Origin of the sequence: Massilia putida (assembly GCF_001941825.1) — a bacterium.
Classification (GTDB): domain Bacteria; phylum Pseudomonadota; class Gammaproteobacteria; order Burkholderiales; family Burkholderiaceae_D; genus Telluria; species Telluria putida.
Map to the genome: position 1 here is coordinate 202,523 of NZ_CP019038.1, position 25,317 is coordinate 227,839.

21 protein-coding genes and 1 tRNA gene are annotated in these 25,317 nt (G+C 65.8%); 11 read left to right on the forward strand and 11 right to left on the reverse strand.

Features of this window, described 5'->3' with window-relative positions; genetic code table 11:
* Positions 1 to 160 precede the first annotated feature (160 nt).
* The 3 genes from thrC to moaD are packed head-to-tail and all read left to right on the forward strand — an operon-like array spanning position 161 to position 3,151.
* Complete coding sequence (gene thrC, locus BVG12_RS03335; protein ID WP_075791171.1) at positions 161 to 1,642, forward strand: threonine synthase; 1,482 nt, start codon at positions 161 to 163, stop codon at positions 1,640 to 1,642.
* Positions 1,643 to 1,677: 35 nt separating this feature from the next.
* Positions 1,678 to 2,883, forward strand: coding sequence for a molybdopterin molybdotransferase MoeA (locus tag BVG12_RS03340; protein WP_075796176.1), 1,206 nt, complete (start codon positions 1,678 to 1,680; stop codon positions 2,881 to 2,883).
* A gap of 10 nt (positions 2,884 to 2,893) precedes the next feature.
* Positions 2,894 to 3,151 (forward strand): molybdopterin converting factor subunit 1, encoded by a 258-nt coding sequence (gene moaD / locus BVG12_RS03345; RefSeq protein ID WP_075791172.1) that lies wholly within the window; start codon positions 2,894 to 2,896, stop codon positions 3,149 to 3,151.
* Positions 3,152 to 3,309: 158 nt separating this feature from the next.
* On the opposite strand, the gene dctP is transcribed toward moaD, so the two are convergent.
* The 5 genes from dctP to BVG12_RS03370 form a co-directional block, all read right to left on the reverse strand.
* The gene (gene dctP / locus BVG12_RS03350; protein WP_075791173.1) at positions 3,310 to 4,329 is read right to left on the reverse strand and encodes a TRAP transporter substrate-binding protein DctP; all 1,020 of its coding nucleotides are present in this window, start codon (positions 4,327 to 4,329) and stop codon (positions 3,310 to 3,312) included.
* 378 nt (positions 4,330 to 4,707) lie between these two features.
* A complete protein-coding gene (locus BVG12_RS03355) occupies positions 4,708 to 6,072 on the reverse strand; it encodes a M28 family peptidase (RefSeq protein ID WP_083684489.1) in 1,365 nt (454 codons plus the stop codon).
* 130 nt (positions 6,073 to 6,202) lie between these two features.
* Positions 6,203 to 7,153, reverse strand: coding sequence for an alpha/beta fold hydrolase (locus BVG12_RS03360; RefSeq protein ID WP_229503789.1), 951 nt, complete (start codon positions 7,151 to 7,153; stop codon positions 6,203 to 6,205).
* Complete coding sequence (locus BVG12_RS03365; protein ID WP_075791175.1) at positions 7,150 to 7,353, reverse strand: helix-turn-helix transcriptional regulator; 204 nt, start codon at positions 7,351 to 7,353, stop codon at positions 7,150 to 7,152. The genes BVG12_RS03360 and BVG12_RS03365 overlap by 4 nt, the downstream gene beginning before the upstream one ends.
* Positions 7,350 to 7,751: a hypothetical protein gene (locus tag BVG12_RS03370; protein ID WP_075791176.1), complete on the reverse strand. Its 402-nt coding sequence runs from the start codon at positions 7,749 to 7,751 to the stop codon at positions 7,350 to 7,352. The genes BVG12_RS03365 and BVG12_RS03370 overlap by 4 nt, the downstream gene beginning before the upstream one ends.
* 146 nt (positions 7,752 to 7,897) lie before the next feature.
* On the opposite strand from BVG12_RS03370, the gene BVG12_RS03375 reads away from it, so the two are divergent.
* Entirely contained in the window at positions 7,898 to 9,151 is a 1,254-nt protein-coding gene (locus tag BVG12_RS03375; RefSeq protein WP_075791177.1) for a TIGR03862 family flavoprotein, read from the forward strand.
* On the opposite strand, the gene BVG12_RS03380 is transcribed toward BVG12_RS03375, so the two are convergent.
* The 6 genes from BVG12_RS03380 to hpnC form a co-directional block, all read right to left on the reverse strand.
* The gene (locus tag BVG12_RS03380) at positions 9,129 to 9,944 is read right to left on the reverse strand and encodes a head GIN domain-containing protein (protein WP_075791178.1); all 816 of its coding nucleotides are present in this window, start codon (positions 9,942 to 9,944) and stop codon (positions 9,129 to 9,131) included. The two genes, BVG12_RS03375 and BVG12_RS03380, sit on opposite strands and share 23 nt — an antisense overlap.
* A 7-nt stretch (positions 9,945 to 9,951) precedes the next feature.
* The gene (locus BVG12_RS03385) at positions 9,952 to 10,758 is read right to left on the reverse strand and encodes a DUF1700 domain-containing protein (RefSeq protein WP_075791179.1); all 807 of its coding nucleotides are present in this window, start codon (positions 10,756 to 10,758) and stop codon (positions 9,952 to 9,954) included.
* 37 nt (positions 10,759 to 10,795) lie between these two features.
* Positions 10,796 to 10,927, reverse strand: coding sequence for a hypothetical protein (locus BVG12_RS35485; RefSeq protein WP_267877475.1), 132 nt, complete (start codon positions 10,925 to 10,927; stop codon positions 10,796 to 10,798).
* Between the two features lie 276 nt (positions 10,928 to 11,203).
* On the reverse strand, positions 11,204 to 12,559 hold the full coding sequence (hpnE, locus tag BVG12_RS03390; protein WP_075791180.1) for a hydroxysqualene dehydroxylase HpnE: 1,356 nt from the start codon (positions 12,557 to 12,559) through the stop codon (positions 11,204 to 11,206).
* Entirely contained in the window at positions 12,546 to 13,379 is an 834-nt protein-coding gene (gene hpnD, locus BVG12_RS03395) for a presqualene diphosphate synthase HpnD (RefSeq protein ID WP_075791181.1), read from the reverse strand. The genes hpnE and hpnD overlap by 14 nt, the downstream gene beginning before the upstream one ends.
* Before the next feature lie 63 nt (positions 13,380 to 13,442).
* Positions 13,443 to 14,252, reverse strand: coding sequence for a squalene synthase HpnC (gene hpnC, locus BVG12_RS03400; protein WP_075791182.1), 810 nt, complete (start codon positions 14,250 to 14,252; stop codon positions 13,443 to 13,445).
* Positions 14,253 to 14,366: 114 nt separating this feature from the next.
* Here hpnC and BVG12_RS03405 point away from each other — a divergent pair, with 114 nt between their 5' ends.
* From BVG12_RS03405 to lon, 7 genes are all read left to right on the forward strand, one after another.
* Positions 14,367 to 15,518 carry an efflux RND transporter periplasmic adaptor subunit gene (locus BVG12_RS03405; protein ID WP_075791183.1) on the forward strand — a complete coding sequence of 384 codons (1,152 nt, stop codon included), beginning with the start codon at positions 14,367 to 14,369 and terminating at the stop codon, positions 15,516 to 15,518.
* Complete coding sequence (locus tag BVG12_RS03410) at positions 15,515 to 18,613, forward strand: efflux RND transporter permease subunit (protein WP_075791184.1); 3,099 nt, start codon at positions 15,515 to 15,517, stop codon at positions 18,611 to 18,613. The genes BVG12_RS03405 and BVG12_RS03410 overlap by 4 nt, the downstream gene beginning before the upstream one ends.
* Positions 18,614 to 18,914: 301 nt before the next feature.
* A tRNA-Leu gene (locus BVG12_RS03415) sits at positions 18,915 to 19,001 on the forward strand.
* A 32-nt stretch (positions 19,002 to 19,033) separates the two neighbouring features.
* Complete coding sequence (gene tig, locus BVG12_RS03420; RefSeq protein ID WP_075791185.1) at positions 19,034 to 20,377, forward strand: trigger factor; 1,344 nt, start codon at positions 19,034 to 19,036, stop codon at positions 20,375 to 20,377.
* Between the two features lie 181 nt (positions 20,378 to 20,558).
* Positions 20,559 to 21,176 (forward strand): ATP-dependent Clp endopeptidase proteolytic subunit ClpP, encoded by a 618-nt coding sequence (gene clpP / locus BVG12_RS03425; RefSeq protein WP_166861694.1) that lies wholly within the window; start codon positions 20,559 to 20,561, stop codon positions 21,174 to 21,176.
* Positions 21,177 to 21,355: 179 nt separating this feature from the next.
* Positions 21,356 to 22,624, forward strand: coding sequence for an ATP-dependent Clp protease ATP-binding subunit ClpX (gene clpX / locus BVG12_RS03430; protein ID WP_056129433.1), 1,269 nt, complete (start codon positions 21,356 to 21,358; stop codon positions 22,622 to 22,624).
* Between the two features lie 269 nt (positions 22,625 to 22,893).
* Complete coding sequence (gene lon, locus BVG12_RS03435; RefSeq protein WP_075791186.1) at positions 22,894 to 25,311, forward strand: endopeptidase La; 2,418 nt, start codon at positions 22,894 to 22,896, stop codon at positions 25,309 to 25,311.
* Positions 25,312 to 25,317: the final 6 nt, after the last annotated feature.

The window sequence follows — 25,317 nt, forward strand, 5'->3', positions numbered from 1 at the left end:
CGGTATTCGCCCGTCGCACGGCGGGCGCCCGGTGCCCGCCACGCCGCACCGCACCATCATCTGTCGGAATAACGAAACAATATTCGGTAAAAAGACAATATTGCTCTGTCCGGACTATAATAAATATCCAACGCCAGCCAACTCCGATCTTTTCTACCGTATGCAATATGTGTCCACCCGCGCGACGAGCGCGTCCGCAGCACGTAATCCCCAACAATTTTCCGACATCCTGCTGGGCGGCCTGGCGCCGGACGGCGGCTTGTACCTGCCCGCGGAATACCCGCAGGTGACCGGCGCCGAGCTCGACGCCTGGCGCAAGCTGTCGTATGCCGAACTGGCCTACGAAATCCTGCGCAAGTTCGCCACCGACATTCCGGACGCCGACCTGAAGGCCCTGACGGCGAAGACCTACACGCCGGAGGTCTACAGGAACGCCCGCGCCGACGAGTCGGCCGCCGAGATCACGCCGCTGCGCGTGCTGGAACAATCGCCCGAACGGACGCTGATCCTGCAAGGCCTGTCGAACGGTCCGACCTTGGCCTTCAAGGACATGGCGATGCAGTTGCTGGGCAATCTGTTCGAATATGCGCTGGCGAAGAATGGCGACGAGCTGAACATCTTCGGCGCCACGTCCGGCGACACGGGCAGCGCGGCGGAATACGCGATGCGCGGCAAGCGCGGCATCCGCGTGTTCATGCTGTCGCCGCACAACAAGATGAGCGCGTTCCAGACCGCGCAGATGTTCAGCCTGCAGGACCCGAACATCTTCAACATCGCCGTCGAAGGCGTGTTCGACGATTGCCAGGACATGGTCAAGGCCGTCTCGAACGACCTCGAATTCAAGGTGCGCCACAAGATCGGCACCGTCAATTCGATCAACTGGGCGCGCGTCGTGGCGCAGGTCGTGTACTACTTCCGCGGCTATCTGAGGGCGACGACGTCGAACGACCAGAAAGTCTCGTTCACGGTCCCGTCGGGTAACTTCGGCAATATCTGCGCCGGCCACATCGCCCGCATGATGGGCCTGCCGATCGCGAAGCTGGTCGTCGCGACGAACGAGAACAACGTGCTGGACGAATTCTTCCGCACCGGCGTGTACCGCGTGCGCAAATCGTCCGAGACGTACCACACGTCGAGCCCGTCGATGGACATCTCGAAGGCGTCGAACTTCGAACGCTTCGTGTACGACCTCGTCGGTCGCGACGCCGACCGCACGCACGCGCTGTTCCGCAAGGTCGACACGCACGGCGGGTTCGACCTGTCGGGCGCGCCAGGCAGCGACGGCGACGAGTTCAAGCTGGTGGCCGGCTACGGCTTCCAGTCCGGCTGCTCGACGCATGAAGACCGGCTCGCGACGATCCGCGACGTGTTCGACGACTACGGCATCACCATCGACACGCACACGGCCGACGGCATCAAGGTCGCGCGCGAGCACGTCGAGCCGGGCATCCCGATGATCGTGCTGGAGACGGCGCTGGCCGCCAAGTTCAACGAGACCATCCTGGAAGCGCTGGGCACCGACGCCGCGCGTCCGGCCGGCTTCGAGGACATCGAGACGCTGCCGCAGCGCTTCGTCGTGATGCATGCGAACGTCGCCCAGATGAAGGAATTCATCGCGGCGCACACGGGGCTGGCGAAGTGAATCCGCAGTCTGCCGGCCCTGCGCGCAAGCCCTTGATGCCGGTGCGCGAGGCGCTCGACGTCCTGCTGGCCGCGGCGCGCGTCGTCGACGGCGTCGAGGAGGTCGACACCCTGGCGGCCAACGGCCGCGTGCTGGCGGCCGACCAGGTGTCGGGCTTGAACGTGCCGGCCGCTGACAACACGCAGATGGATGGCTACGCCGTCCGTGCGGCCGACTGCGCGAGCGGATCGGCCACGCTGCGGGTCGCCCAGCGCATCCCGGCGGGCACCGTCGGCCAGCCGCTCGAGCCGGGCACCGCGGCGCGCATCTTCACGGGCGCGCTGATTCCCGCAGGCGCGGACGCCGTCGTCATGCAGGAACAGTGCGAGGCGGACGGCGACCAGGTGACCGTGAAGCATGCGCCGCAGCCAGGCGAGTGGATCCGCCGCGTAGGCGAAGACATCGTGGCGGGCTCCGTCATCCTGCCGGCCGGTACGCGGCTGCGCGGCCAGGAACTGGGTCTCGCGGCCTCGGTCGGCCTCGCGCGCCTGCCCGTGCGCCGGCGCGTGCGCGTGGCCGTGTTCTTCACCGGCGACGAACTGGCGATGCCGGGCGAACCGCTGGCCCCGGGCGCCATCTACAACTCGAACCGTTTCACCTTGCGCGGCCTGCTGGAAAACCTCGGCTGCGACATCAGCGACTACGGCATCGTGCCCGACTCGCTGCAGGCCACGCGCGACACCTTGCGCGCGGCCGCTGCGCAGCACGACCTGATCATTACGTCGGGTGGCGTGTCCGTCGGCGAGGAAGACCACATCAAGCCGGCCGTGGAAGCGGAAGGGCGGCTGAACATGTGGCAGATCGCCGTCAAGCCGGGCAAGCCGCTGGCGTTCGGCGAGGTCGACCGGGCGGACGGCAGTGCTTTCTTTTTGGGGTTGCCGGGCAATCCGGTGTCGAGCTTCATCACCTTTTTGCTGTTCGTGCGGCCGTTCCTGCTGCGCCTGCAAGGGGTAGCGGGCGCGGTGGCGCCCCGTGCGATCCCGCTGCGCGCCGATTTCGACTGGGGCAAGCCGGACCGCCGCAACGAATTCCTGCGCGCCCGCATCAACGACGCGGGCGGTCTCGACCTGTTCCCCAACCAGGGTTCGGGCGTGCTGACGTCGACCGTGTGGGCGGACGGCCTGATCGACAATCCGCCGGGCCAGGCGATCGCGAAGGGCGACATCGTGCGCTTCATCCCGTTCGCCGCGCTGCAGTACTGAGAGAAGCTTTATGAAGATTACTCTGCGATTCTTTGCCAGCGTGCGCGAAGCCCTGGGCAGTTCGGGCGAGTCCGTGGACTTGCCACCAGGCGTGGCCACCGTGGGCGCCGTGCGCGACTTCCTGATCGCACGCGGCGGCGCATGGGCCGACGCCCTCGCGCACGAGCGCGCGCTGCGCATGGCATTCAATCACGTGATGTGCGAGCCGGGGATGGCGATTGCCGAGGGTGGCGAAGTGGCGTTTTTCCCGCCGGTTACCGGCGGCTGAACGTCGTTCCCGCGAAAGCGGGAACCCATGCTGAACTTCCGGTGACTGCATCCGTCGACTGCATCCGTCGGTCAGTCCGCAGCAGCTTCGGAAGCTGTGTATGGATTCCCGCGTGCGCGCGAAGTCATTCACGGCAGCGCCGTGAATGACGGCAAGCGTCAGACGATCGTCTTCTCCGCCAACGCCAGCAGCCTCGCGCAATTCGCATTGCGCTCGCCGTAGTCGCGCCACGCGGTCGCGCGCGCGAGGTCCTGCCACTTGCGCAGCGAGTCGGCGTTCAGGTCGACCGTGCGGCCGCCGGCGCCCTGGAACAGCGCGGCGACGGCCGCATCGTCCATCTGGGCCGACTTGCGCGCGAACGCTTCCAGGTCGGCGCCCACCGACAGCAGCACGGCCTGCTGGTCGCGCGGCAGGCGGTCGAAGGCGGCACGGGACATAATCAGCGGTTCCAGCATGAACCAGTACGTGCCGCCGCGCGCCGTCGTGACCGACTTGCTCACTTCGTCCAGGCGGAACGAGATCATCGACGACGACGACGTCATGGCCGCGTCGAGCTGGCCCTTTTCCATCGCGCCGCGGATATCGTTCGACGGCATCGAGACGACATTGGCGCCCGCTTCCTTGAGGATCATGTCCATCTCGGGCGAGCCGCCGCGCACCTTGAGGCCGGCTGCGTCTTCCGGATCGACGATCGGTTTGCCGCGCGACGCCATGCCACCCGCTTGCCAGATCCAGCTCAGCAGAATGAGGCCTTTTTCGGCCAGCACGCGGTTGAATTCCTTGCCGATTTCTTCGTTCTTCCAGGAATAGCCTTGCTCGTACGACGTGACGAGGCCCGGCATCAGGCCGATGTTCACTTCGGGCAGGTCGGCGCCGGCATACGACAGCGGCACGAGCGAGATGTCCAGCGCGCCCTTGGCCAGCGCCGGGATCTGTGCGTCGCTCTTCATCAGCGAGGAGTGAGGATAGATCGAGAATTTGATGCGTCCCTTGGTCCGCCGTTCGGCCTCGGCCGCGAACATGCGGCACAGGCGGTCACGGAAATCACCTTCGGCGACACTGCCGCCGGGGAATTGATGGGAAATCTTGAGGTTCGTGGGCTGGGCCCATGCAGCATGTAGCAAGAGCGGACTGGCCGCAATTCCGACCAGCAATGTCCTACGCGTCAAAACCGACATAAACATCCTCCAAGATGATATTACGGACTACCGGACGAATCGTGGACCCCTCTGGACGACCGCCTGAGGCGTACATCGTTCGTTTATTTAACTTTTATGGTGCGTATAAGAATAGGCTCAGCCGTAGGCATGTCAAGAATTTATTGCATTAAAAAACCATGCGTCGCAGCATAAAAAAATGCTGGATGGATGAAGCGGACACGAGGCAGTATCGCGCGCCAGAGCCGGCGCTACTTGCGCTGGATCTGAAGTGCGACGTGCTGCGGCGCCGCGAACGGGAATACGGTTGCCGGATGGTTGTCGGCGTTTTTTGACAGATCATGCAGGGCGGGAGACGCACCCGGCATGCGCCCCGCATGACGGCGGGGCGCGGTGCGGTCAGCGCGCGGGGACGGGATAGGTGGCCGGGCTGACGTTGCCGTCCTTGTCGACGGCCTGTACGCCGAACAGCAGGTTGTCCTTCGACAGGTCGAGACGGACATTCGTCACGTTGCCGACGAAGGTTGCGCCTTGCCATTGCGGCGCCGTCGTGTCGCGCCAGACGATGCGGTAGCCGGCCAGGTCCGGTTCCGTGTTCGCCTTCCAGACGAGGTCCGTGCCGTTGTCCAGGTTGGCGGTCTTGACCTTGACGTCCTGCGGCGCGGCGGGCGCCAGCGCCAGCGAGGCGAGCGACGCGGCGTTCACGCGCGCGACCTGCGCGACGTAGTCCGGATCCACGTACTCGACGAGGTCGCCGATCTTCCTGGCGTTCTCGGTGCGCAGGTCCTGGTGCTGGTGGTTGAAGTCCTCGTGCGGTTCGGTGAAGCGCACGGCCGCGTAGCCGGCGTCGAGGAACGGGCTGTGGTCGCCGCCGCGCAGGTAGCGGTCGCGCCGGTAGATGATGTTCACCTTGAAGCCGGGAACGTAGCGCTCGCCGGTCTCCTTGACGTGGCGCGCGAGCTGGCGCGTGATCGAGTCGTTCTCGCCGCCCGTCTGCAGCAGCGTGCGCAGTGCCGGCGTCGTTTCCTTCACGGGCGGGACGCCTTCCGCGAACAGGCGCACTTCCGTGTTGTCCAGCTTCCCGTGCTCGTCGTGCGAACTGCCGATGATGTCGTTGTTGAGCATGCCCGCGATGTTCATGCCCGCCGCTTTCGCCTTCGCCGCGTAGTCGCCGGAGCCGTACAGGCCTTGCTCTTCCGCCGCGACCGTCATGAACACGAGCGACGCGTCGAATTTGTGGCGCGACATCACGCAGGCCAGCTCCATGACGGCGGCCGTCCCGGACGCGTCGTCGTTGGCGCCCGGCGCGTCGGCCGTGTAGTTCATCACGTCCGTCACGCGCGAATCGTAATGGCCGCTGACGATGTAGTAGCGGTCCTTGGCCGCCGCCTGGGTGCCCGGCAGGGTGGCCACCACGTTGACGATTTCCGTCGGCTTCGAGATGCGGGTCGCGACCGGGTGCACATGGCTCTGGAACTGCACGTCCAGCCTGCCTGCGCCGCAGCGTTCCAGTTCCGCCTTGATCCAGCGCCGCGCCGCGCCGATGCCGCGCGTGTCCGACTCGGTCTCGGACATCGTGTGGCGCGTGCCGAAGCTCACGAGTTTTTCGACGTAGGCGTGGATGCGCTGCGGCGAGATCTCGCGCACGATCGCGTCGATGTCGGCCTGGCGCGCGGGCAGCATTGCTTCCGTGAGCGGGGCCGCGTGCGCGCCGGCGCCGGCCAGCAGCAGGATGGGGAGAGTGGTCTTGATAAGCGGGTGCATGGGACTCCTTGGCTGACGAAGCGGCGCCGCGGATCGCGCGGTCCGGCTGTTTTTTGTACGTGGGGCGCGGGCGGGATGCGCGCCGCCCGCCGGCATGCACTGTACCCGACGGCGGCGGCCCGGGGAAGCTTTACAGCGTGCCGAGGAAGGTGCGGATCGCGGCGATGATGGCCTGCGGCTGGTCGAACATCGCGAAATGGCGGGCCGGGGCGACCGTCACCACTTGCAGCCTGGGCGTGCCTTCCATCAGCGCGCGGTAGTAATCGGCCTTGGCGGCCGGCGTGAGGCCTTGCTGGGCGCTGTCCAGGTCGAGGTAGGGCACGATGGTCAGCACCGGCGCCTGGATCGTTTTCAGGCCGGGCCGCAAGTCCAAGGTCAGCACGTCCGCCGCCCAGGCGCCGACCGAGGTCGGATCGCTGCGCGCCGTCAGCTGGGCCAGCGCGTCGGCCTTCGCCATGTCCAGCACGCCGATCGTCCGCATGTACGCCTGCTGCTGTTGCGCGAACAGCGCGGGCGGCTGCTTGCCGATCTGGAGCCGCGTCCGGTCGGCGAACTGCGCCCGTTGTTCGGGTGGCAGTTCTTCCGTGCCGGGCATCACGGGCAGGCCGTCGATGCTGACCACGCCGCCGAGTGTGGATGGCTTGTCCTCGGCGACGGCGAGGGCCAGGATGCCGCCCAGGCTGTGGCCCACGATGACGGGCTTGTCGAGGTGGCGGCTCGCGATGAGTTCCTCGACGGCAGCGCGCGCGGCGGCGAACGGCGCCGGGCCGGCCGGCGGGCGGCCGTCGAAGCCGGGCAAGGTCAGCACGTAGACGGCGTGGTCGGGTGCGAACGCGCGCACCGTGTCCTGCCACACCCAGCTGCCGCTGGCGAGGCCGGGGATCAGGATCAGCGGGCGGCCGCGGCCGCCGTGGCGTTCGACCAGCACGCCATGCACTTCAAAGCGCTCGGCCGGCGCGATCGTGGCGGCGTAGCGGTTCGGTTCCGGTGCGGCATCGGCCGCGCGGCCCGGGCGGGCGGCGCCCATGCAGAGCGTGACGAAAACGGCGGCAAGCAGGGCCTTGTGGCGAAAGATGTTCATGCGGTCTCCTGGTCGGGGAAAAAGATGGTTTCGATCGGTTGTCCGAACAGCCTGGCCAGCGCGAAGGCCAGCGGCAGGCTCGGGTCGTAGCGTCCCGTCTCGATGGCGATGACGGTCTGGCGCGAGACGTCCAGCAGCTCGGCCAGGTGCGCCTGGCTCCAGCCGCGCGCCGCGCGCAACGTGCGGATGTCGTTCTTCATGGTTCGACGGTACGGCCGGCGACGATGCCGCGCACGAGACACACGAGGCCCCAGCTGGCGCCCATCACGATCCACACGCTGAACATCGACAGCTTGGGGAACCCGGCCGTCTCGAGGAAGCCGTAGCTGAACGTGACGGCGCCCGTGATCGCGAAGGCGAGGGCGATGCCTTCCAGCAGGCGCAGGCGCTGGTACTCGTCGATGCGGGCGACGTGACGCGCGACGGCGCGGATCATCAGGCCGAACCCGATCATGGGCAGCAGCAGGACGGCCGTCCGCAGCGGGCCGTCGGCCAGCGGCCGGCCAAAGCGGATGGAACCGGTCAGCAGTACGGCATACACGGCGATCGCCGTCCACAACTCGATGCGGTAGGCCCGCGCGACACGTTTCTCATGCATTGCACACCTCCTGGATAAAGAACATCATGTAAAGTATGCTTTACATCGTAGGCGCGCTTGCGGCCGATGTCAAGCTTCCTTTACATCCTTTTTTGGCGCGCGTTCGACTACAATGCTCGCCTCCGTTTTCGCTCCATACCGCCGCCATGTCCGAGTCCTCTGCCGCCGCACGTCCCCGCCACGCCATCGTCATCGGCGGCGGCCCCGCCGGCCTGATGGCGGCCGAAGTGCTGGCCGCGGGCGGCGCGCGGGTCGACGTGTACGACGCGATGCCGTCCGCCGGCCGCAAATTCCTCCTGGCCGGCAAGGGCGGCATGAACATCACGCACGCGGAGCCCTACGACGCGTTCGTGGGCCGCTACGGCGCCCGCGCAACTGCCGTCCGCGCGTGGCTGGACGCGTTCCCGCCCGAGCAGGTGCGCGCATGGATCCACGATCTCGGGATCGACACGTTCGTCGGCACGTCCGGCCGCGTGTTCCCGACCGAGATGAAGGCGGCGCCGCTGCTGCGCGCGTGGCTGCACCGGCTGCGCGAGGCCGGCGTCGCGTTCCACATGCGGCACCGCTGGGTGGGCTGGCGCGACGGCGCGCTCGTCTTCGCCACGCCCGACGGCGAACATCTGGTGGATACGACCGGCGCCGCCACCGTGCTGGCGCTGGGCGGCGCGAGCTGGGCGCGGCTCGGTTCCGACGGCGCGTGGGTCCCGCTGCTGGCGGAGCGGGATGTCGACATCGCGCCCCTCGTGCCGGCGAACTGCGGCTTCGACGCCGACTGGAGCGAACATTTCGCGGACCGCCATGCCGGCGCGCCCTTGACCACCGTCGCGCTGGCGCTGGACGACGGCCTGTTCCGCAAGGGGCAGTTCGTCGTGACGAAGACCGGCATCGAGGGCAGTCTCGTGTATGCCCTGTCCGCGCCCATCCGCGACCGCATCGCCCGCGACGGCCAGGCGACCGTCCTGCTGGACCTGCTGCCCGACCACGATGCTGAGCGCGTGCTCGACGAAGTCGCGCGCCCGCGCGGCACGCGCTCGATGGCGAGCCACCTGCAGAGCCGTCTCGGGATCAAGGGCGTGAAATCGGGCCTGCTGCACGAGTGCCTGAGCAAGGCTGACTACGCCAACCCGGTGAAGGTGGCGCGCGCCTTGAAGGCCTTGCCGCTCGTTTTGAAACGTCCGCGCCCGATCGATGAAGCGATCAGCAGCGCGGGCGGCGTGCGTTTCGAAGCCTTGGAGCGCGGCACGATGCTGCGCGACGCGCCCGGGGTGTTCGTCGCCGGCGAGATGGTCGACTGGGAAGCGCCGACGGGCGGCTATCTGCTGACGGCGTGCTTCGGCAGCGGCCGCGCGGCCGGGCGCGCGGCGCTGGACTGGCTGATCAATCCTTGTCGTCGAAACTGACGGTCCCGCTGCCGTTGCGGCTGACGGACCGTTCGTCCGGATTGCCGAACACGCGCACCTCGCCGCTGCCGGACAGTTCGGCATGCAGGCGCTTGCTGGCATAGACGGCGCTCTCGCCCGAACCCTTCTGCATCAAGGCGACCTCCTCGGCGCGCAGGTGGCGCGCATCCAGGTCGCCGGAGCCGCGCATTTCCGCATGCAGCGCGCGGCAGGAGCCCACCAGCGTGAGCCGGCCCGTGCCGACGACGGCGGCGTCGACGGTGTCGCTCGTGCCGCCCGTCAGTTCCAAGTCGCCGCTGCCGTGCACGGCGGCCATGATTTCGCGGTAGCGGCCGTTGAAACGCATGCTGCCGGAGCCGTCCAGCGCCACGTCCAGGTGGTCGCCGGCAAAGCCGCTGACGGTGTGTTCGCCGCTGCCGTTGACGCTCAGCGATTCCAGCGTCGGCAACGTGACCGTCACCTCGATCGGCGTGCGGTGGCGCAGCAGGATGCCGCGCGGGCCGATGCGCAGGACGTCGCCGTCGATGCTCGTGTCGATGTTGGCCAGCAGCCGCTGCTCGCCGCGTACTTCGAGCGACTGGGTCGCACCCTGGCGCAGGGTGAGATTGACGGGGCCGGCGAGGTCGACCTTGGCGACGGCCTTGTCGAGCGGGCGGCGTTCGGTGGCGACGAGGCGGCCGCCGGGGCTGGACGGGCCGTTCGTGCCGTGCGCCCGCAGCATGCTGTACGAGACGCCGATCAGCAGGAACGCCAGGACCAGCAGGCTGAATCCGACTTTGAGTAAAGCGCGCATGGTGGCCTCAACTGCCCTTGAGCAGGGAACGGTTCATCTGGAGATAGCGCTTGAGGCCGACCAGGGTGTAGCGCGTGACGACGAGCGAGAGCAGGAACAGCGCGATCCCGCCCAGCACGAGGCCGAAGCCGAACAGGGTCTGCGTGGTGCGCGATTCCGCATCCATGTCGGTGCTGATGCGCAGCGTGCTGTCGGCCAGCGCCTCGGCGCTGCGCAGGGCGCGCGAGCGCTCGATGCGGCTGTCGCGGTCGGGATCGCTGTCCGGGTCGGCCTTGTCTTCGGGCGGCAACGGGGCGGCGACGCGCGGGCGCTCCTGGCGGACGATGATGCCGTTGCTGCCGATGTCGACGCGCATCTGCCGTCCGCGCCCGTCGTCGTCGATGGTGACGAAGCGGCTCGGCCAGTCAAGGACGAGTTCGTTGGCGCCGGCCAGGCCGCTGGCGGTCGTCGCGATGCCGGCCAGGTAAAACGTCAGCGCGCAGGCGTACAGGCAGAGCAGCAGTGCCGAATAGACGAGCGCCGGCACGATCATGAACAGATTAAAAATGGCCAACCCGACGGCCGACACCATCAGGCGCAGCAGGTTGGCCGGGTGCTTCTTTTCGTTGAAGGCATCCAGGTGCGCGCTCGCGCGCAGGGTCATGGCGATCTTGGTCGGATCGTCGAGTTCGCGCGCCACGTCCGGTTCGCCCCGCCCGGCCGCGGTGCCGTCGACGAAACGCTGCTCGTAATAGGCCAGCGTCTTGGCCTGGACGTCGGGCGGCAGGCCGAGCATGGCCCGCTTGAGCGCATCGAGGTATTCCAGTTTGCCCATCAGGACTCCTTCCAGGTCGCCCGGGATGCCACCGCTATCAGCTGCGGCCGAGCAACAACATGGCGGTCAGCGCCGGATCCGGCGCCGTACCGGGGTGGACGAGGATGATCGTCGCGGCCGCCACGACGGCCAGCAGGGCAAGGGTACGCACGCCGAGAGGGATGTTCATTTGCATTTCCGCCAACACTCGTTTCGATGATGCCACTGTACGGATCCCGGACGGCGCGCGCCACCGATGTGCGACAGGCTGCGGATTTCGTGGAGCAGGGCGTCATAGCGCGGGATGACCAGTTTCCCCGGCACGTCGTTCCCGCGCAGGCGGGATAGCGCCCCGCGGCGCCATCCTCCCGATTTCCTCGGCCTCGGAAGCAAAGCGTGGATCCCCGCCTGCGCCGGGATGACGGTTGCCGGGATGACGGTTTCGCGGTCGACTGTAACAGCAAGCTCATCGCTTTTCACCCGTAATGACGCCGCTTGCGGCCACCCCGCTGCGTACGGCCGCCTCCAGCGTGGCGGGGTAATCGCACGCCGTGTAGTCGCCCGCCAGCGCGAGGCCGGGCAGCCGCGCAGCGTTGGCGGGGCGATCGAGTCCCGGCGTGCACGCGAACGTGGCGCGCTTTTCCGTGATCGCGCGGGTCCACAGCGGCGCGGCCAGCGCCGGCTGCCCGAACGCGGCCGCCAGCTGGGCCGCGAGGGCAGCCGCCAGCGCGTCCTGGCCGATGGCTCCGGCCGGGTCGGCGCCGCTGATCACGACGGCCAGCAAGCCATCCTGGCCCGGATCGAGCTGGCCGCGGTCGAACACGAACTGGCCCCAGCGGTTGTCGGCGGGCGCATCGACGAGCGCGCAGAACGGCAGCGGCAGGCGCGTTCCGGTCTCGTATTGCAGGTAGACGGTGGCGATGGGTTCGTACGCGAGGGCGTCCAGCTGCGCCACGATGGCGGCGGCACCAATCAGGGGCCGCAGCAGCGCGGCCGCCTGCCACGGCGGGGCCGCGAGGACGACCGCGTCGAACGGGTGGATACCGGTCCCCGCGTGCAGGTGCCAGGCACCGTCAACGGGTTCCAGCGCGTCGATGCGGCAGCCCGTCCGCACCAGGGCGCCGCGGCCTTCCAGGTGGCGGCGCGCCGCTTCCGGGAACAGGGCGTCGAGCAGCACGCGCGGGATCAGCATGTCGGAGGCGGCCCGTTTCGCCCCCAGGCTGTCGCGCAGCACCGCCAGGAAGACCTGCGCCGACGCGCGCTCGGGCGGCGTATTCAGCGCGGCCAGGCACAGGGGGCGCCACATCAGGCGGATGAGGCGTTCGGTCTGGTCGAAGCGGGCCAGCAGTTCGGCCACGCTGCAATCCGTGTATAGCTGCCAGCCCATCCAGCGCGCGCTCGTCGTGAAGCGGGCCAGCGCGAGCTTGTCGGCGCGGTCCAGGCCGCGCGCGCGCAGCAGGGCCACGAGCATGTGCAACGGCGCGGGCAGGCGCGGGGCGACGAAGTCCATGCCGGCGTCGAGCTTCGGATAGCGCATCTGCAGCGGCAGGCGCAGCAGGGCCTTGTCCGGATCGACGCCGACGCGGCGCATCAGGCGCAGCGTGTCGGCATAGGCGCCCAGCATGATGTGCTGGCCGTTGTCGAGCAGCCGGCCGCTCGTCTCGATCGCGCGGGCGCGGCCGCCCAGGGTGCGCGCGGCTTCGAACAGCGTCACGTCGGCGCCCGCGTCCAGCAGCGCGACGGCCGCCGCGCAACCGGCCCAGCCGCCGCCGACGACGGCGACGCGACGGCCGGCGCTCCAGGGCTTGTCAGCCGCGGACATAGGTCTTCCAGGCCAGCCACAGCTTGCGCAGCGGCGTCAGGGAGATCTTCTGGTTGAGGACGTGGAAGCCGTCGCGCTGGATTTCATCGAGCAGCGTGCGGTAGATGGCGGCCATCATGAGGCCGGGACGCTGCGCGCGGCGGTCTTCTGGCGGCAGCAGCGCGAACGCTTCGTCGTACAAGCCCTGGGCGCGCTCGGCCTGGAATCTCATCAGCGCTTCGAACTTGTCGCTGTGGCGCGCGTTCAGCAGGTCGGCCGCCGTCACGTTGAACTGCTGCAGTTCGCTGATGGGCAGGTAGATGCGGCCCTTGCGCGCGTCTTCGCCCACGTCGCGGATGATGTTCGTGAGTTGGAACGCGAGGCCCAGCGTCTCCGCATATTTCAAGGTCTGCGGATTCGTCACGCCGAAGATGCTGGCCGACAGGATCCCGACGGCGCCCGCCACGTGCCAGCAGTATTTTTTGAGATTCGGGTAGTCGAGGTAGCGCGACTGGTCCAGGTCCATCTCCATGCCGTCGATGATGGCCTGCAGGTGTTCCTGTTTCAGGTCGTACGGCTTCACATGGGGCTGCAGCGCCAGCATCACGGGGTGCGTGGGCGTGCCCGAATACATCAATGCGACCTCGTTGCGCCACCACGCGAGCTTGATGCGCGCGACGGATTGGTCGGTCGTCTCGTCGACGGTGTCGTCGACTTCCCGGCAGAACGCGTACAGCGCCGTGATCGCGCGCCGGCGTTCCGGCGGCAGGAACAGGAAGCTGTAGTAGAAGCTGGAGCCGCTTTGCGCGGTCTTTTGTTGGCAGTATTCGTCGGGGGACATATAAAAAGTGTGATTGCACGGAGCAAGTCCGCTATCTTAGCCGATGAGGCATTACATTCCGCATTACATCCTTAACGCGCGCCAGCCGATGACGAGCCAGTCGAGGCGCTTCAGGCGCGGGCGGCGCCGGAATACGTCGTAGTCCACGCGCTCGATCGCTTCCAGGATGCGCAGGCCGCCCTGCACGACCATCCGCAATTCCCAGCCGATGCGGCCCGGCAGACGCGTGGCGAGCGGGGCGCCTTCGAGCATCAGCGCGCGCGCCCGCTCCACCTCGAAGCGCATCAGCGCGCGCCAGTTCGGCCCCATGCTGCCCTGTTCGATGGCGTCCTGCGTCACGCCGAAGCGCGCGAGATCGTCCAGCGGCAGGTAGATGCGGCCCTTGGCGATGTCGATGGCGACGTCCTGCCAGAAATTGATGAGCTGCAGCGCCGTGCAGATCGCGTCCGACTCGCGCAGGCTCGTCTCGTCGCCGACCCGGTACAGCGCCAGCATCAACCGTCCGACAGGATTGGCGGATCGTCGGCAATAATCCAGCACGCGCGGGAAATCGGGGTAGCGGGTCGTGACGACGTCCTGCTTGAATGCCGAGAGCAGGTCGCGCAGCGGTTGCAGCGGCAGCTCGAACGTCGCGAGGACCAGGGCCAGACGCCGGAACAGCGGATCGTCCTGCGGCGCGCCCGCTTCGATGGCGTCCAGCGCCGCGTCGTAGGCCTGCAGCGCCGCCAGGCGTTCGGCCGGGGCGGCATCGCCCTCGTCGGCGAGGTCGTCGGCGCTGCGGGCGAACGCATAGATCGCCTCCACCGCGGGCACGAGACGGCGCGGCAGGAGGATCGAGGCGACAGGAAAGTTTTCGTAATGGTCGACGGCCAAGGATAGATTGCTGACTCTAAAGTCATTTACTGACGATAATTGCATGATTATAATTGCTAGGTTAAATCCACGACAGTGCTTCGCCGTCCCGGCGGGGCCGCAATGAGGAAACCAATGCGCGCTTTTCCGTCCGCTCGTCCTTCGATCCTGGTTCTGTTGACGGCCTTGTTGGCCGCGAGCCTGGCCGGCTGTTCACGCAACGAGGCGCCTCCCGAGGACGTCCGTCCCGTGCGCGCGCTCACGCTGGCGACGGGCACGCTCGGATCGACGGCCGAGTTTTCCGGTGACGTCCGGCCCCGCTACGAATCGCGCCTGGGCTTTCGCGTCGGCGGCAAGATCAGCGCGCGCAAGGTCGACGTGGGCACCGTCGTCAAGCGCGGCCAGGTGCTGATGCAGCTCGATCCGCAAGACCTGCGCCTCGGCCAGGCCCAGGCCCAGGCGAACCTGCGCGCGGCGCAGACGAATTACGATCTGGCGCGCGCCGACCTCAAGCGCTACCAGGACCTGCGCAGCCAGAACTTCGTCGCCCAGGCGGTGCTCGACCAGAAGCTGGCCGCCGCGCATTCGGCCCAGGCCACCGTCGAGGCGGCCCGTGCCGCGTCGCGCGAGCAGGCCAACCAGACCGGCTACGCCAATCTCGAATCGGACACCGACGGCGTCGTCACCGGCATCGATGCGGAGGTCGGGCAGGTCGTCCAGGCCGGCACGCCGGTCGTGCGCGTGGCGCGGACCGACGAGAAGGAAGTGGTGATCGGCGTGCCGGAAGACCAGGTCGACGAGCTGCGCAAGGTGAGCGGGGTGCAAGTGCGGCTGTGGGCGGATCCGAACCGCAGCATCGCGGGCAAGATCCGCGAGATCTCGCCGGTGGCCGATCCCGCCACGCGGACCTACACGGTGAAGGTGGCGATTCCGCCCCAGGACGACGTGCGCCTCGGCATGACGGCCGTCGTGCAGCTGGCCCATGCCGGTGTCGGTTCCGCGATCAAGGTGCCCCTGTCGGCGCTGTACCAGAACAAGGGCGTGACGTCGGTCTGGGTGATCGAGAACGGCGCCGTGCGCCTCGTGCCCGTGCAGGTGGGCGGCGTGTCCGGCAACGAGGTGCTGCTGGCCGGCGGCGTCAAGCCCGGCCAGACGATCGTGACGGCCGGCGTGAACCTGCTCAAGCCGGGCCAGAAAGTCAAGGTGCTGGCGGCCGACGTGGCGCGCCGCGGCGATGCGGAGGCCGAAGCGAGTGGTAAGCCGGCGACGGCAGGGGCGGGCAAATGAAGGGTTTCAATCTGTCGCGCTGGGCGCTGGAAAACATCCCGCTGACCCGCTACCTGATCGCCGCGCTGCTCATCGGGGGCATCATCAGCTACGGCAAGCTGGGGCAGGACGAGGACCCGCCGTTCACCTTCCGCGCGATGGTGATCACCGCGTACTGGCCGGGCGCCACCGCCGTGCAGATGGCCCAGCAGGTCGCCGACAAACTGGAGCGCAAGCTGCAGGAGACGCCATACGTCGACAAGCTGCGCAGCTTTTCCAAGCCCGGCGAGACGACCATCATCCTCGAGCTGCGCGAATCGTCGCCGCCGAAGGACGTGCCGGGCATCTGGTACCAGGTGCGCAAGAAGGTCGGCGACATCGCGGGCACGCTGCCGCCCGGCGTGATCGGGCCGTTCTTCAACGACGAATTCGGCGACACGTACGGCTCCATCTTCGCGCTGTCCGGCGACGGCTTCACGTATGCCGAGATGCGCGACTACGCCGACTTCGTGCGCCAGCAGCTGCTGGCGGTGCCGCTCGTCGCGAAGGTCGAGCAGTTCGGCGTGCAGGAAGAGAAGGTCAACATCCTGTTCTCGCAGCAGAAGTTCGCGCAGCTGGGCGTGCCGTTCGAGCAGATCGTGAACCAGATCGCCACGCAGAACGGCATCGAATCGGCGGGTGTCCTGGTCACGCCGCAGGAAAACCTGCAGGTGCGTGTGACGGGCGGCCTGAAAACCATGAAGCAGCTGGAAGACCTCAGCCTGCGCGCCGGGACTACGACGTTCCGCCTCGGCGACTTCGCGACCGTGCAGCGCGCGTACGAGGACCCGCCGCACGACAAGATGCGCTTCAACGGCAAGGAAGTCATCGGCCTGGGCGTGTCGATGGAAAAGGGCGGCAACATCATCGCACTGGGCAAGGGCCTGGAAAAGACGGTGGAGCACATCAAGAGCCAGCTCCCCGTCGGCATCGAACTGGAACGCGTGTCGAACCAGCCCGCGGCCGTCAAGGCGTCCGTCGGCGAATTCATGCGCAGCCTGATCGAGGCGATCGTCATCGTGCTGGGCGTGTCGTTCGTCGCGCTCGGCCTGCATCAGAAGCCGAAGCTGCGCCTGGACGTGCGGCCCGGCCTGGTGGTGGCGCTGACGATTCCGCTCGTGCTCGCGATCACGTTCCTGTTCATGCGCGTGTTCGACATCTCGCTGCACAAGATCTCGCTGGGCGCGCTGATCATCGCGCTGGGCCTCCTCGTCGACGATGCCATCATCGCCGTCGAAATGATGGTGCGGAAGATGGAGGAGGGCATGTCGCGCTTCGAGGCCGCCACGTTCGCCTACACGTCGACGGCCTTCCCGATGCTGACGGGCACCCTGATCACGGCGGCGGGCTTCTTGCCGATCGGTCTCGCGAAATCGGCGGCCGGCGAATACACGTTCGCGATGTTTTCCGTGAACGCGATCGCGCTGGTCGTGTCGTGGGTCGTCGCCGTCACGTTCACGCCCTACATCGGCTTCATCCTGCTGCGCGTCCAGCCGCACGGCGGCGGCCACCACGACGTGTACGACACGCCGGCATACACGCGCTTCCGCCGCCTCGTCGACCGCTGCGTGGAATGGCGCAAGACGACGATCGCGCTGTCGCTGGCCGTGTTCTTCCTCGGCGTGTTCGGCTTCAAGTTCATCGAGAAGCAGTTCTTCCCCGATTCCAGCCGCCCCGAGCTGATGGTCGAGATGTGGACGCCGGAAGGCACGAGCTTCGCCGTCAACGAGACGCTGGCGAAGAAATTCGAGGCGTTCGCGCGCGCGCAGCCGGAGACGGACAGCGTGACGTCGTACATCGGCACGGGCAGCCCGCGCTTCTACCTGCCGCTGGACCAGATCTTCCCCGCGTCGAACGTGTCGCAATTCGTCGTGCTGCCGAAGAATGTGCGCCAGCGCGAAGCCCTGCGCCGCAAGATCGAGAACCTGTTCAAGACCGACTTTCCGGAGGTGCGCGGGCGCGTGAAGCTGCTGCCGAACGGGCCGCCCGTGCCGTATCCCGTGCAGTTCCAGGTGATGGGTCCGGACATCGGCGTCGTGCGCAAGGTGGCCGACCAGGTGAAGGAAATCATGATCGCCAATCCGAACACGGTGGGCGTCAACGACAACTGGAACGAGTCCGTCAAGGTGCTGCGCCTCGACCTCGACCAGGACAAGATGCGCGCGCTGGGCGTCACGTCGCAGGCCGTGCGCCGCACGATCGCGACCGTGCTGTCGGGGACGACGGTGGGCCAGTTCCGCGAAAGTAACCGCCTGATCGACATCGTCGTGCGCCAGCCGCTGGACGAGCGGTCGAGCATGTCCGTCCTCGCGAACACGAACGTGCCGACGCCGTCCGGCAAGGCGGTGCCGCTGTCGCAGCTGGCGCACATCGAATTCGTGTGGGAGCCCGGCGTCGTGCAGCGCTACGGGCGCGAGTGGGCGATCATGGTCCAGTCGGACGTCGTCGAGGGTGTGCAGGGGCCGACCGTGTCCGACCAGGTGGGCGCGAAGCTGGAAGCGGTGCGCGCGAAGCTGCCGGCGGGCTACCGCATCAAGCTGGAGGGCGCGGCCGCGAACAGTTCGACGGCGGAGGAATCGATCTCGGCCAACGTGCCGCTCGTGCTGTTCATCGTGTTCACCCTGTTGATGCTGCAGCTGCACAGCTTCTCGCGTGCCGTGATGGTGTTCCTGACGGGGCCGCTGGGCGTGGCCGGCGCGGCGATGGCGCTGCTGTTGTTCCACGAACCGTTCGGCTTCGTCGCCAACCTCGGCGTGATCGCGCTGTTCGGCATGGTGGTGCGCAATTCGGTGATTCTCGTCGACCAAATCGAGAAGGATATTGCGGCCGGGCATGCGCCGTGGGATGCGATCGTCGAGAGCGCCGTGCGGCGCTGCCGGCCGATCCTGCTGACGGCCGCCGCCGCCGCGCTCGCGATGATCCCGCTGTCGCGCTCGGTATTCTGGGGTCCGATGGCCGTGGCGATCATGGGCGGCCTGCTGGTCGCGACGGCGCTGACCCTGCTGTTCCTGCCGGCGCTGTACGCGGCGTGGTTCCGCGTCAAGCGGCCCGTCCGCGAGCGTGTAACGGCCGGGTAGGGTGGAAGGGTTCTCGGTCCACGCGTTCAACCGGCGCGAGAGCGTGCGGCAACGCACGCCGTGGTCGAACGCGTGGGCGGCACGCCGTCCACCCTGCGTAAATCGTTGAATTTTCGAATGATTTAATTGCCGGGTTAATGATGGAGGGCGTCGGGGCACGCGTGGATTAAATTGTGCCCAATCGTGTCAGAAAATCCAGTAAAATATCGGGTTGAAGTTGTAGCCCCTAGACATTGGATGCAGGGCGGCCGGTTTCATTGTCGGGCGCCCTTTGTTTTTGTGGCAAGATCAGCAATCCTGCGCGAGGATGGCGAAATTGGTAGACGCACCAGGTTTAGGTCCTGACGCCAGCAATGGTGTGGGGGTTCGAGTCCCCCTCCTCGCACCACGAATAATTAATTTTTTTGGACGATTTTTACAATGGCAACTGCTGTCGAAAACCTGGGTAAACTCGAGCGTCGCTTGACGATCTCTTTTCCGCTGAGCGACGTACGTACGGAAGTTGAAAAGCGCCTCAAGAAGCAGGCCAAGACCGCTCGCGCTCCGGGCTTCCGTCCGGGCAAGGTGCCGCTGAAGATGGTCGCCGCCCAGTACGGCTACCAGATCGAATCGGACGTGCTGAACGACAAGGTCGGCCAGGCCTTCAGCAGCGCCGCCGACGAAGCCCAGCTGCGCGTTGCCGGCATGCCGAAAATCGAGCCGAAGCAGGACGCACCGGAAGGCATGCTGGCCTTCGACGCGACGTTCGAAGTCTACCCGGAAGTCACGCTGCCGGCCCTGGCCGACATCGAGATCGAAACGGTCAAGACCGACGTCACCGACGCCGAAATCGACAAGACCATCGACATCCTGCGCAAGCAGCGCGTGCACTACCACACCAAGGGCGAAGCCGGCGAGCACGGTGACGGCGGCGAGCCGGTCGCGGCGAACGGCGACCGCGTGACCGTCGACTTCGTCGGCGTCATCGACGGCGTCGAATTCCCTGGCGGCAAAGCCGAAGACTACGCGTTCGTGCTGGGCGAAGGCCGCATGCTGCCGGAATTCGAAGCCGCGACCGTCGGCCTGAAAGTGGGCGAGAGCAAGACCTTCCCGCTGGCTTTCCCGGAAGACTATCATGGCAAGGACGTGGCCGGTAAAACCGCCGAGTTCACCATCACGCTGAAGAAGCTGGAATGGGCGCACCTGCCGGAAGTCGACGCCGAGTTCGCCAAGTCGCTGGGCATCGAAGACGGCAGCATCGAGAAGATGCGCGAAGACATCAAGGTCAACCTGGAGCGTGAAGTCAACGCCCGCATCAAGGCCCGCAACAAGGAAGCCGTGATGGACGCCCTGGTCAAGCACACCGAGATGGATGTGCCGAAGGTCATGATCGAGCAGGATTCGCAGCGCCTGGCCGAGCAGACCCGCCAGGACATGGCCCAGCGCGGCATGGACGTCAAGAGCCTGCCGTTCCCGGCCGACCTGTTCGCCACGAAGGCCGAGCGCCGCGTGCGCCTGGGTCTGATCCTGTCGCAACTGGTGCAGGAAAACAATCTGCAAGCCACGCAAGAGCAGGTGAAGGCCCAGATCGAAGACTTCTCGCAGAGCTACGAAGACCCGAAGGAAGTCCTGAAGTACTACTACAGCGACCGTCGCCGCCTGGGCGAAGTCGAAGCTCTTGTATTGGAAGAAAACGTCGTTAACTATGTGCTCGGCAAGGCAAAGGTGACGACCAAGGACATCGCCTTTGATGAACTGATGGGAAGCGCCGCCGCTCAGGCTTAACTTCCTTGATGGGGCCACAGTGTCTCGTGGCCCCGCAGGGGGCTCGAGAACCGTCGCGAGCGCAGGGAGTTTTGGCCGAGAAGCGCAGCCGTCCAGGTGTACGGCGGGCGTCGGAGGCCAAAAATCCGAGGCGCAGCAGGTTTATCGCGCCCCCTTAACTTCTCGAAAGGAATTGACAGGTATGAATCGTAATCCGGCATTGGATACCCAAGCCCTCGGCCTCGTGCCGATGGTGATCGAGCAGAGCGGCCGCGGCGAGCGCGCCTACGACATCTACTCGCGCCTGCTGAAGGAGCGCGTAATTTTCCTGGTCGGTCCTGTCAACGACCAGATGGCCAACCTCATCGTGGCCCAGCTGCTGTTCCTGGAGAGCGAGAATCCGGACAAGGACATCTCGCTGTACATCAACTCGCCGGGTGGCTCCGTGTCGGCCGGCCTCGCCATCTTCGATACGATGAACTTCATCAAGCCCGACGTGTCGACGCTGTGCACCGGCCTGGCCGCCTCGATGGGCGCGTTCCTGCTGGCCGCAGGCGCCAAGGGCAAGCGCTTCTCGCTGCCGAACTCCCGTGTCATGATCCACCAGCCGTCCGGTGGCTCGCAGGGCATGGCGTCGGACATCGAGATCCAGGCCAAGGAAATCCTGTACCTGCGCGAACGCCTGGCCCGCATCATGGCGGACAACACCGGCCAGACGATCGAGCAGATCCACAAGGATACCGACCGCGACCGTTTCATGTCGAGCGAAGAGGCCGTGGAATATGGCCTTATCGACAAGGTTCTCACGAACCGCGGCTGAGGTCATTCCACGCGATTTTCGAGATCGCGTGGGCTACTGGACAACTGTTGCTCAAATACGCCCGGACGCCTCAGCGCTTCGGGCGTTTTGTTTTCAAATCGGGTAGCATGGTGTCGTGCGCACTTGTTGCGCCCTCGTATTAGCGTTATATTCATAGCAATTCAACAGAAACCTGCCCCATGTCAGACAAAAAATCCTCTAGCGGCGAAAAACTCCTGTACTGCTCGTTCTGCGGCAAGAGCCAGCACGAGGTCAAGAAGCTCATCGCGGGACCTTCGGTCTTCATTTGCGACGAGTGCATCGACTTGTGCAATGACATCATCCGCGATGAGACCTCGAACGTGGAATCGGTGGCGGGCGCCAAGTCCGACCTGCCGACGCCGCACGAGATCGCCGAGCTGCTCGATCAATATGTCATCGGCCAGCAGACCGCGAAGCGCATCTTGTCGGTGGCGGTGTACAACCATTACAAGCGCCTGAAGCACCTGGGCAAGAAGGACGACGTCGAACTGGCGAAGAGCAACATCCTGCTCGTCGGTCCCACCGGTTCCGGCAAGACCCTGCTGGCCCAGACGCTGGCACGCATGCTGAACGTCCCGTTCGTGATCGCCGACGCGACCACGCTGACGGAGGCCGGCTATGTCGGCGAGGACGTCGAGAACATCATCCAGAAGCTGCTGCAGAGCTGCAATTACGAAGTCGAGAAAGCCCAGCGCGGCATCGTCTACATCGACGAGATCGACAAGATCTCGCGCAAGTCGGACAATCCGTCCATCACCCGCGACGTGTCGGGCGAGGGCGTGCAGCAGGCGCTGCTGAAGCTGATCGAGGGCACGATGGCCTCCGTGCCCCCGCAAGGCGGCCGCAAGCATCCGAACCAGGATTTCGTGCAGATCGACACGACCAACATCATGTTCATCTGCGGCGGCGCATTCGACGGCCTGGACAAGATCATCCAGAACCGTTCGGAAAAGAGCGGCATCGGCTTCGCGGCCAGCGTCAAGAGCCAGACCCAGCGTTCCGTCAGCGACATCCTGCTGGAAGCGGAACCGGAAGACCTGATCAAGTTCGGCCTCATCCCGGAACTCGTCGGCCGCCTGCCGGTCGTGGCGACCCTGAGCGAGCTCACGGAAGAAGCGTTGATCCAGATCCTGGTCGAGCCGAAAAACGCCCTCATCAAGCAGTATTCGAAACTGCTCGATATGGAAGGCGCCGAACTCGAAATCCGCCCGGCGGCCCTGCATGCGATTGCCAAGAAGGCATTGGCGCGCAAGACCGGTGCGCGCGGCCTGCGTTCCATTCTGGAGCACGCCTTGCTCGACGTGATGTATGAATTGCCGAGCCAGCAAAATGTCGTGAAAGTCGTGATCGATGAAAATACGATCACGAATGGCGCGAAACCTTTGCTGATTTACAGCGAATCGCCCAAGGCTGCGGGCGAAAACTGAAAAATTTCCGGGCGCAAACACAACAAAGGTATTGAATCGCTGAGTTGAGACGGTACAATCAATCTCAACAAAAGACGGCTTCAATCGAAAAGCCACTCGCGGCCGCCGCTGTGAAGTGGCTTTTTTATTTGAATCTTGCGCTTTTGTAGAAACGGCTATTATTCGTATCAAGTTAAAGTTTTTTTACTTGTAGAAAATATTTATTGGGCCGGTCTTGTGTTTAGAGGGTGTGCTCCCACATCGTCAACACGCTTTCTATAAGGTATGCCATGACAACTTCCAAATTGACCGAGCAAATGACGCTGCCCCTGCTGCCCCTGCGCGACGTGGTGGTGTTCCCGCATATGGTGATACCGCTGTTCGTCGGCCGCCCGAAATCCATCAAGGCGCTCGAGGCCGCAATGGAACAGGGTAAGAGCATCATGCTCGCAGCCCAAAAGGCCGCTGCCAAGGACGAACCTTCGGCTGCAGACATCTACGAGATCGGGTGCGTGGCCAATATTCTCCAGATGCTGAAGCTGCCGGACGGCACCGTGAAGGTCCTCGTCGAAGGTGCGCAGCGTGCCCGTATCAATCACATCAACGACGCGCCGAGCCATTTCATCGCCGAGCTGACCCCGATCAATTCGGAAGTCGGCGACGACTCCGAAGTCGAGGCGATGCGCCGCGCGATCGTCCAGCAGTTCGACCAGTACGTCAAACTGAACAAAAAGATTCCGCCCGAGATCCTGGCATCGCTGGCCGGTATCGACGACGCCGGCCGCCTGGCCGATACCGTCGCCGCCCACCTGCCGCTGAAACTCGAGCAGAAACAAGTCATCCTGGAAATCTTCAACGTCGCCAAGCGCCTTGAGCACCTGCTCGGCCAGCTGGAAGGCGAGCTGGATATCCTGCAGGTCGAAAAGCGCATCCGCGGCCGCGTCAAGCGCCAGATGGAGAAATCGCAGCGCGAGTACTACCTGAACGAACAGGTCAAGGCCATCCAGAAGGAACTGGGCGAAGGCGAAGAGGGTGCCGACATCGAGGAACTCGAGAAGAAGGTCATCGCCGCCAAGATGCCGAAGGAAGCCCTGGAAAAGGCCCAGGCCGAGATCAAGAAGCTCAAGCTGATGTCGCCGATGTCGGCCGAAGCCACCGTCGTGCGCAATTACATCGACACGCTGGTGTCGCTGCCGTGGAAAAAGAAATCCAAGGTCACGATCGACCTGGAAAAGGCCCAGGAAGTGCTGGAAGCCGACCACTACGGCCTCGACAAGATCAAGGAACGCATCCTCGAATACCTCGCGGTGCAACAGCGCGTCGATAAGCTGAAGGCCCCGATCCTGTGCTTCGTCGGTCCTCCGGGCGTCGGCAAGACGTCGCTGGGCGAGTCGATCGCCCGCGCGACGAACCGCAAGTACGTCCGCATGGCGCTGGGCGGCGTGCGCGACGAGGCCGAGATCCGCGGTCACCGCCGTACGTACATCGGCTCGATGCCGGGCAAGGTGCTGCAATCGCTGGCGAAGGTCGGCGTGCGCAACCCGCTGTTCCTGCTGGACGAGATCGACAAGATGGGCGCGGACTTCCGCGGCGACCCGTCGTCGGCCCTGCTCGAAGTGCTGGATCCGGCGCAGAACCACACGTTCTCGGACCACTACGTCGAGGTGGACTTCGACCTGTCGGACGTGATGTTCGTGGCGACGTCGAACTCGTTCAACATCCCGCCGGCCCTGCTGGACCGGATGGAAGTGATCCGCCTGTCGGGTTACACCGAGGATGAAAAGACGAGCATCGCGCAGCGCTACCTGCTGCCGAAGCAGATCAAGGCGAACGGCCTGAAGGACGAAGAGATCAAGGTCGACGAGGCCGCGATCCGCGACATCATCCGCTACTACACCCGCGAAGCCGGCGTGCGTTCGCTCGAGCGCGAAATCTCGAAGATCTGCCGCAAGGTCGTCAAGATGCTGCTGCTCAAGAAGGACAACAAGCGCGTGATCGTGTCGTCGAAGAACCTGGATAAATTCCTGGGCGTGCGCCGCTACGACTTCGGCGTGGCCGAGAAGGAAAACCAGATCGGCCAGGTGGTCGGCCTCGCATGGACGGAAGTCGGTGGCGACCTGCTGACGATCGAAGCCGTGCAGGTGCCGGGCAAAGGCGCGGTCATCCGCACCGGTACGCTGGGCGACGTGATGAAGGAATCGATCGAAGCCGCCCGCACCGTCGTGCGCAGCCGCGCGCCGCGCCTGGGCATCAAGGGCGAGGTGTTCGAGAAGACCGACATCCACATCCACGTGCCGGAAGGCGCGACGCCGAAGGACGGTCCGTCCGCCGGTATCGCGATGACGACGGCGCTGGTCTCGGTCTTCACCGGCATCCCGGTCCGCGCCGACGTGGCGATGACGGGCGAGATCACGCTGCGCGGCGAAGTCCTGCCGATCGGCGGCCTGAAGGAAAAACTGCTGGCGGCCCAGCGCGGCGGCATCAAGACCGTCTTGATTCCCGAGCAGAACGTGAAGGACCTGGCCGACATTCCGGACAACGTCAAGAACAAGCTCGAGATCGTTCCGGTGCGCTGGATCGAGAAGGTCTTGGAAGTGGCGCTGGAGCGCCAGCCGGAAGCGATTGTCGAGGTGCCCGCGGTGGCGGCGGCGTCCTCGTCGGTTGCGACCGCGTCGACCGACGGGCAGGGCGGCGTCGTCAAGCACTAAGCCTGC

Coding starts and splice junctions, on each gene's coding strand:
- clpP (WP_166861694.1), top strand. CDS start 20,559: ATGAATCGTAATCCGGCATTGGATACCCAAGCCCTCGGCCTCGTGCCG.
- BVG12_RS03410 (WP_075791184.1), top strand. CDS start 15,515: ATGAAGGGTTTCAATCTGTCGCGCTGGGCGCTGGAAAACATCCCGCTG.
- lon (WP_075791186.1), top strand. CDS start 22,894: ATGACAACTTCCAAATTGACCGAGCAAATGACGCTGCCCCTGCTGCCC.
- BVG12_RS03355 (WP_083684489.1), bottom strand. CDS start 6,072: ATGCACCCGCTTATCAAGACCACTCTCCCCATCCTGCTGCTGGCCGGC.
- BVG12_RS03375 (WP_075791177.1), top strand. CDS start 7,898: ATGTCCGAGTCCTCTGCCGCCGCACGTCCCCGCCACGCCATCGTCATC.
- hpnE (WP_075791180.1), bottom strand. CDS start 12,559: ATGTCCGCGGCTGACAAGCCCTGGAGCGCCGGCCGTCGCGTCGCCGTC.
- hpnD (WP_075791181.1), bottom strand. CDS start 13,379: ATGTCCCCCGACGAATACTGCCAACAAAAGACCGCGCAAAGCGGCTCC.
- BVG12_RS03370 (WP_075791176.1), bottom strand. CDS start 7,751: ATGCATGAGAAACGTGTCGCGCGGGCCTACCGCATCGAGTTGTGGACG.
- dctP (WP_075791173.1), bottom strand. CDS start 4,329: ATGTCGGTTTTGACGCGTAGGACATTGCTGGTCGGAATTGCGGCCAGT.
- moaD (WP_075791172.1), top strand. CDS start 2,894: ATGAAGATTACTCTGCGATTCTTTGCCAGCGTGCGCGAAGCCCTGGGC.
- BVG12_RS03405 (WP_075791183.1), top strand. CDS start 14,367: ATGCGCGCTTTTCCGTCCGCTCGTCCTTCGATCCTGGTTCTGTTGACG.
- tig (WP_075791185.1), top strand. CDS start 19,034: ATGGCAACTGCTGTCGAAAACCTGGGTAAACTCGAGCGTCGCTTGACG.
- thrC (WP_075791171.1), top strand. CDS start 161: ATGCAATATGTGTCCACCCGCGCGACGAGCGCGTCCGCAGCACGTAAT.
- BVG12_RS35485 (WP_267877475.1), bottom strand. CDS start 10,927: ATGAACATCCCTCTCGGCGTGCGTACCCTTGCCCTGCTGGCCGTCGTG.
- BVG12_RS03360 (WP_229503789.1), bottom strand. CDS start 7,153: ATGAACATCTTTCGCCACAAGGCCCTGCTTGCCGCCGTTTTCGTCACG.
- BVG12_RS03385 (WP_075791179.1), bottom strand. CDS start 10,758: ATGGGCAAACTGGAATACCTCGATGCGCTCAAGCGGGCCATGCTCGGC.
- BVG12_RS03365 (WP_075791175.1), bottom strand. CDS start 7,353: ATGAAGAACGACATCCGCACGTTGCGCGCGGCGCGCGGCTGGAGCCAG.
- BVG12_RS03340 (WP_075796176.1), top strand. CDS start 1,678: ATGCCGGTGCGCGAGGCGCTCGACGTCCTGCTGGCCGCGGCGCGCGTC.
- clpX (WP_056129433.1), top strand. CDS start 21,356: ATGTCAGACAAAAAATCCTCTAGCGGCGAAAAACTCCTGTACTGCTCG.
- BVG12_RS03380 (WP_075791178.1), bottom strand. CDS start 9,944: ATGCGCGCTTTACTCAAAGTCGGATTCAGCCTGCTGGTCCTGGCGTTC.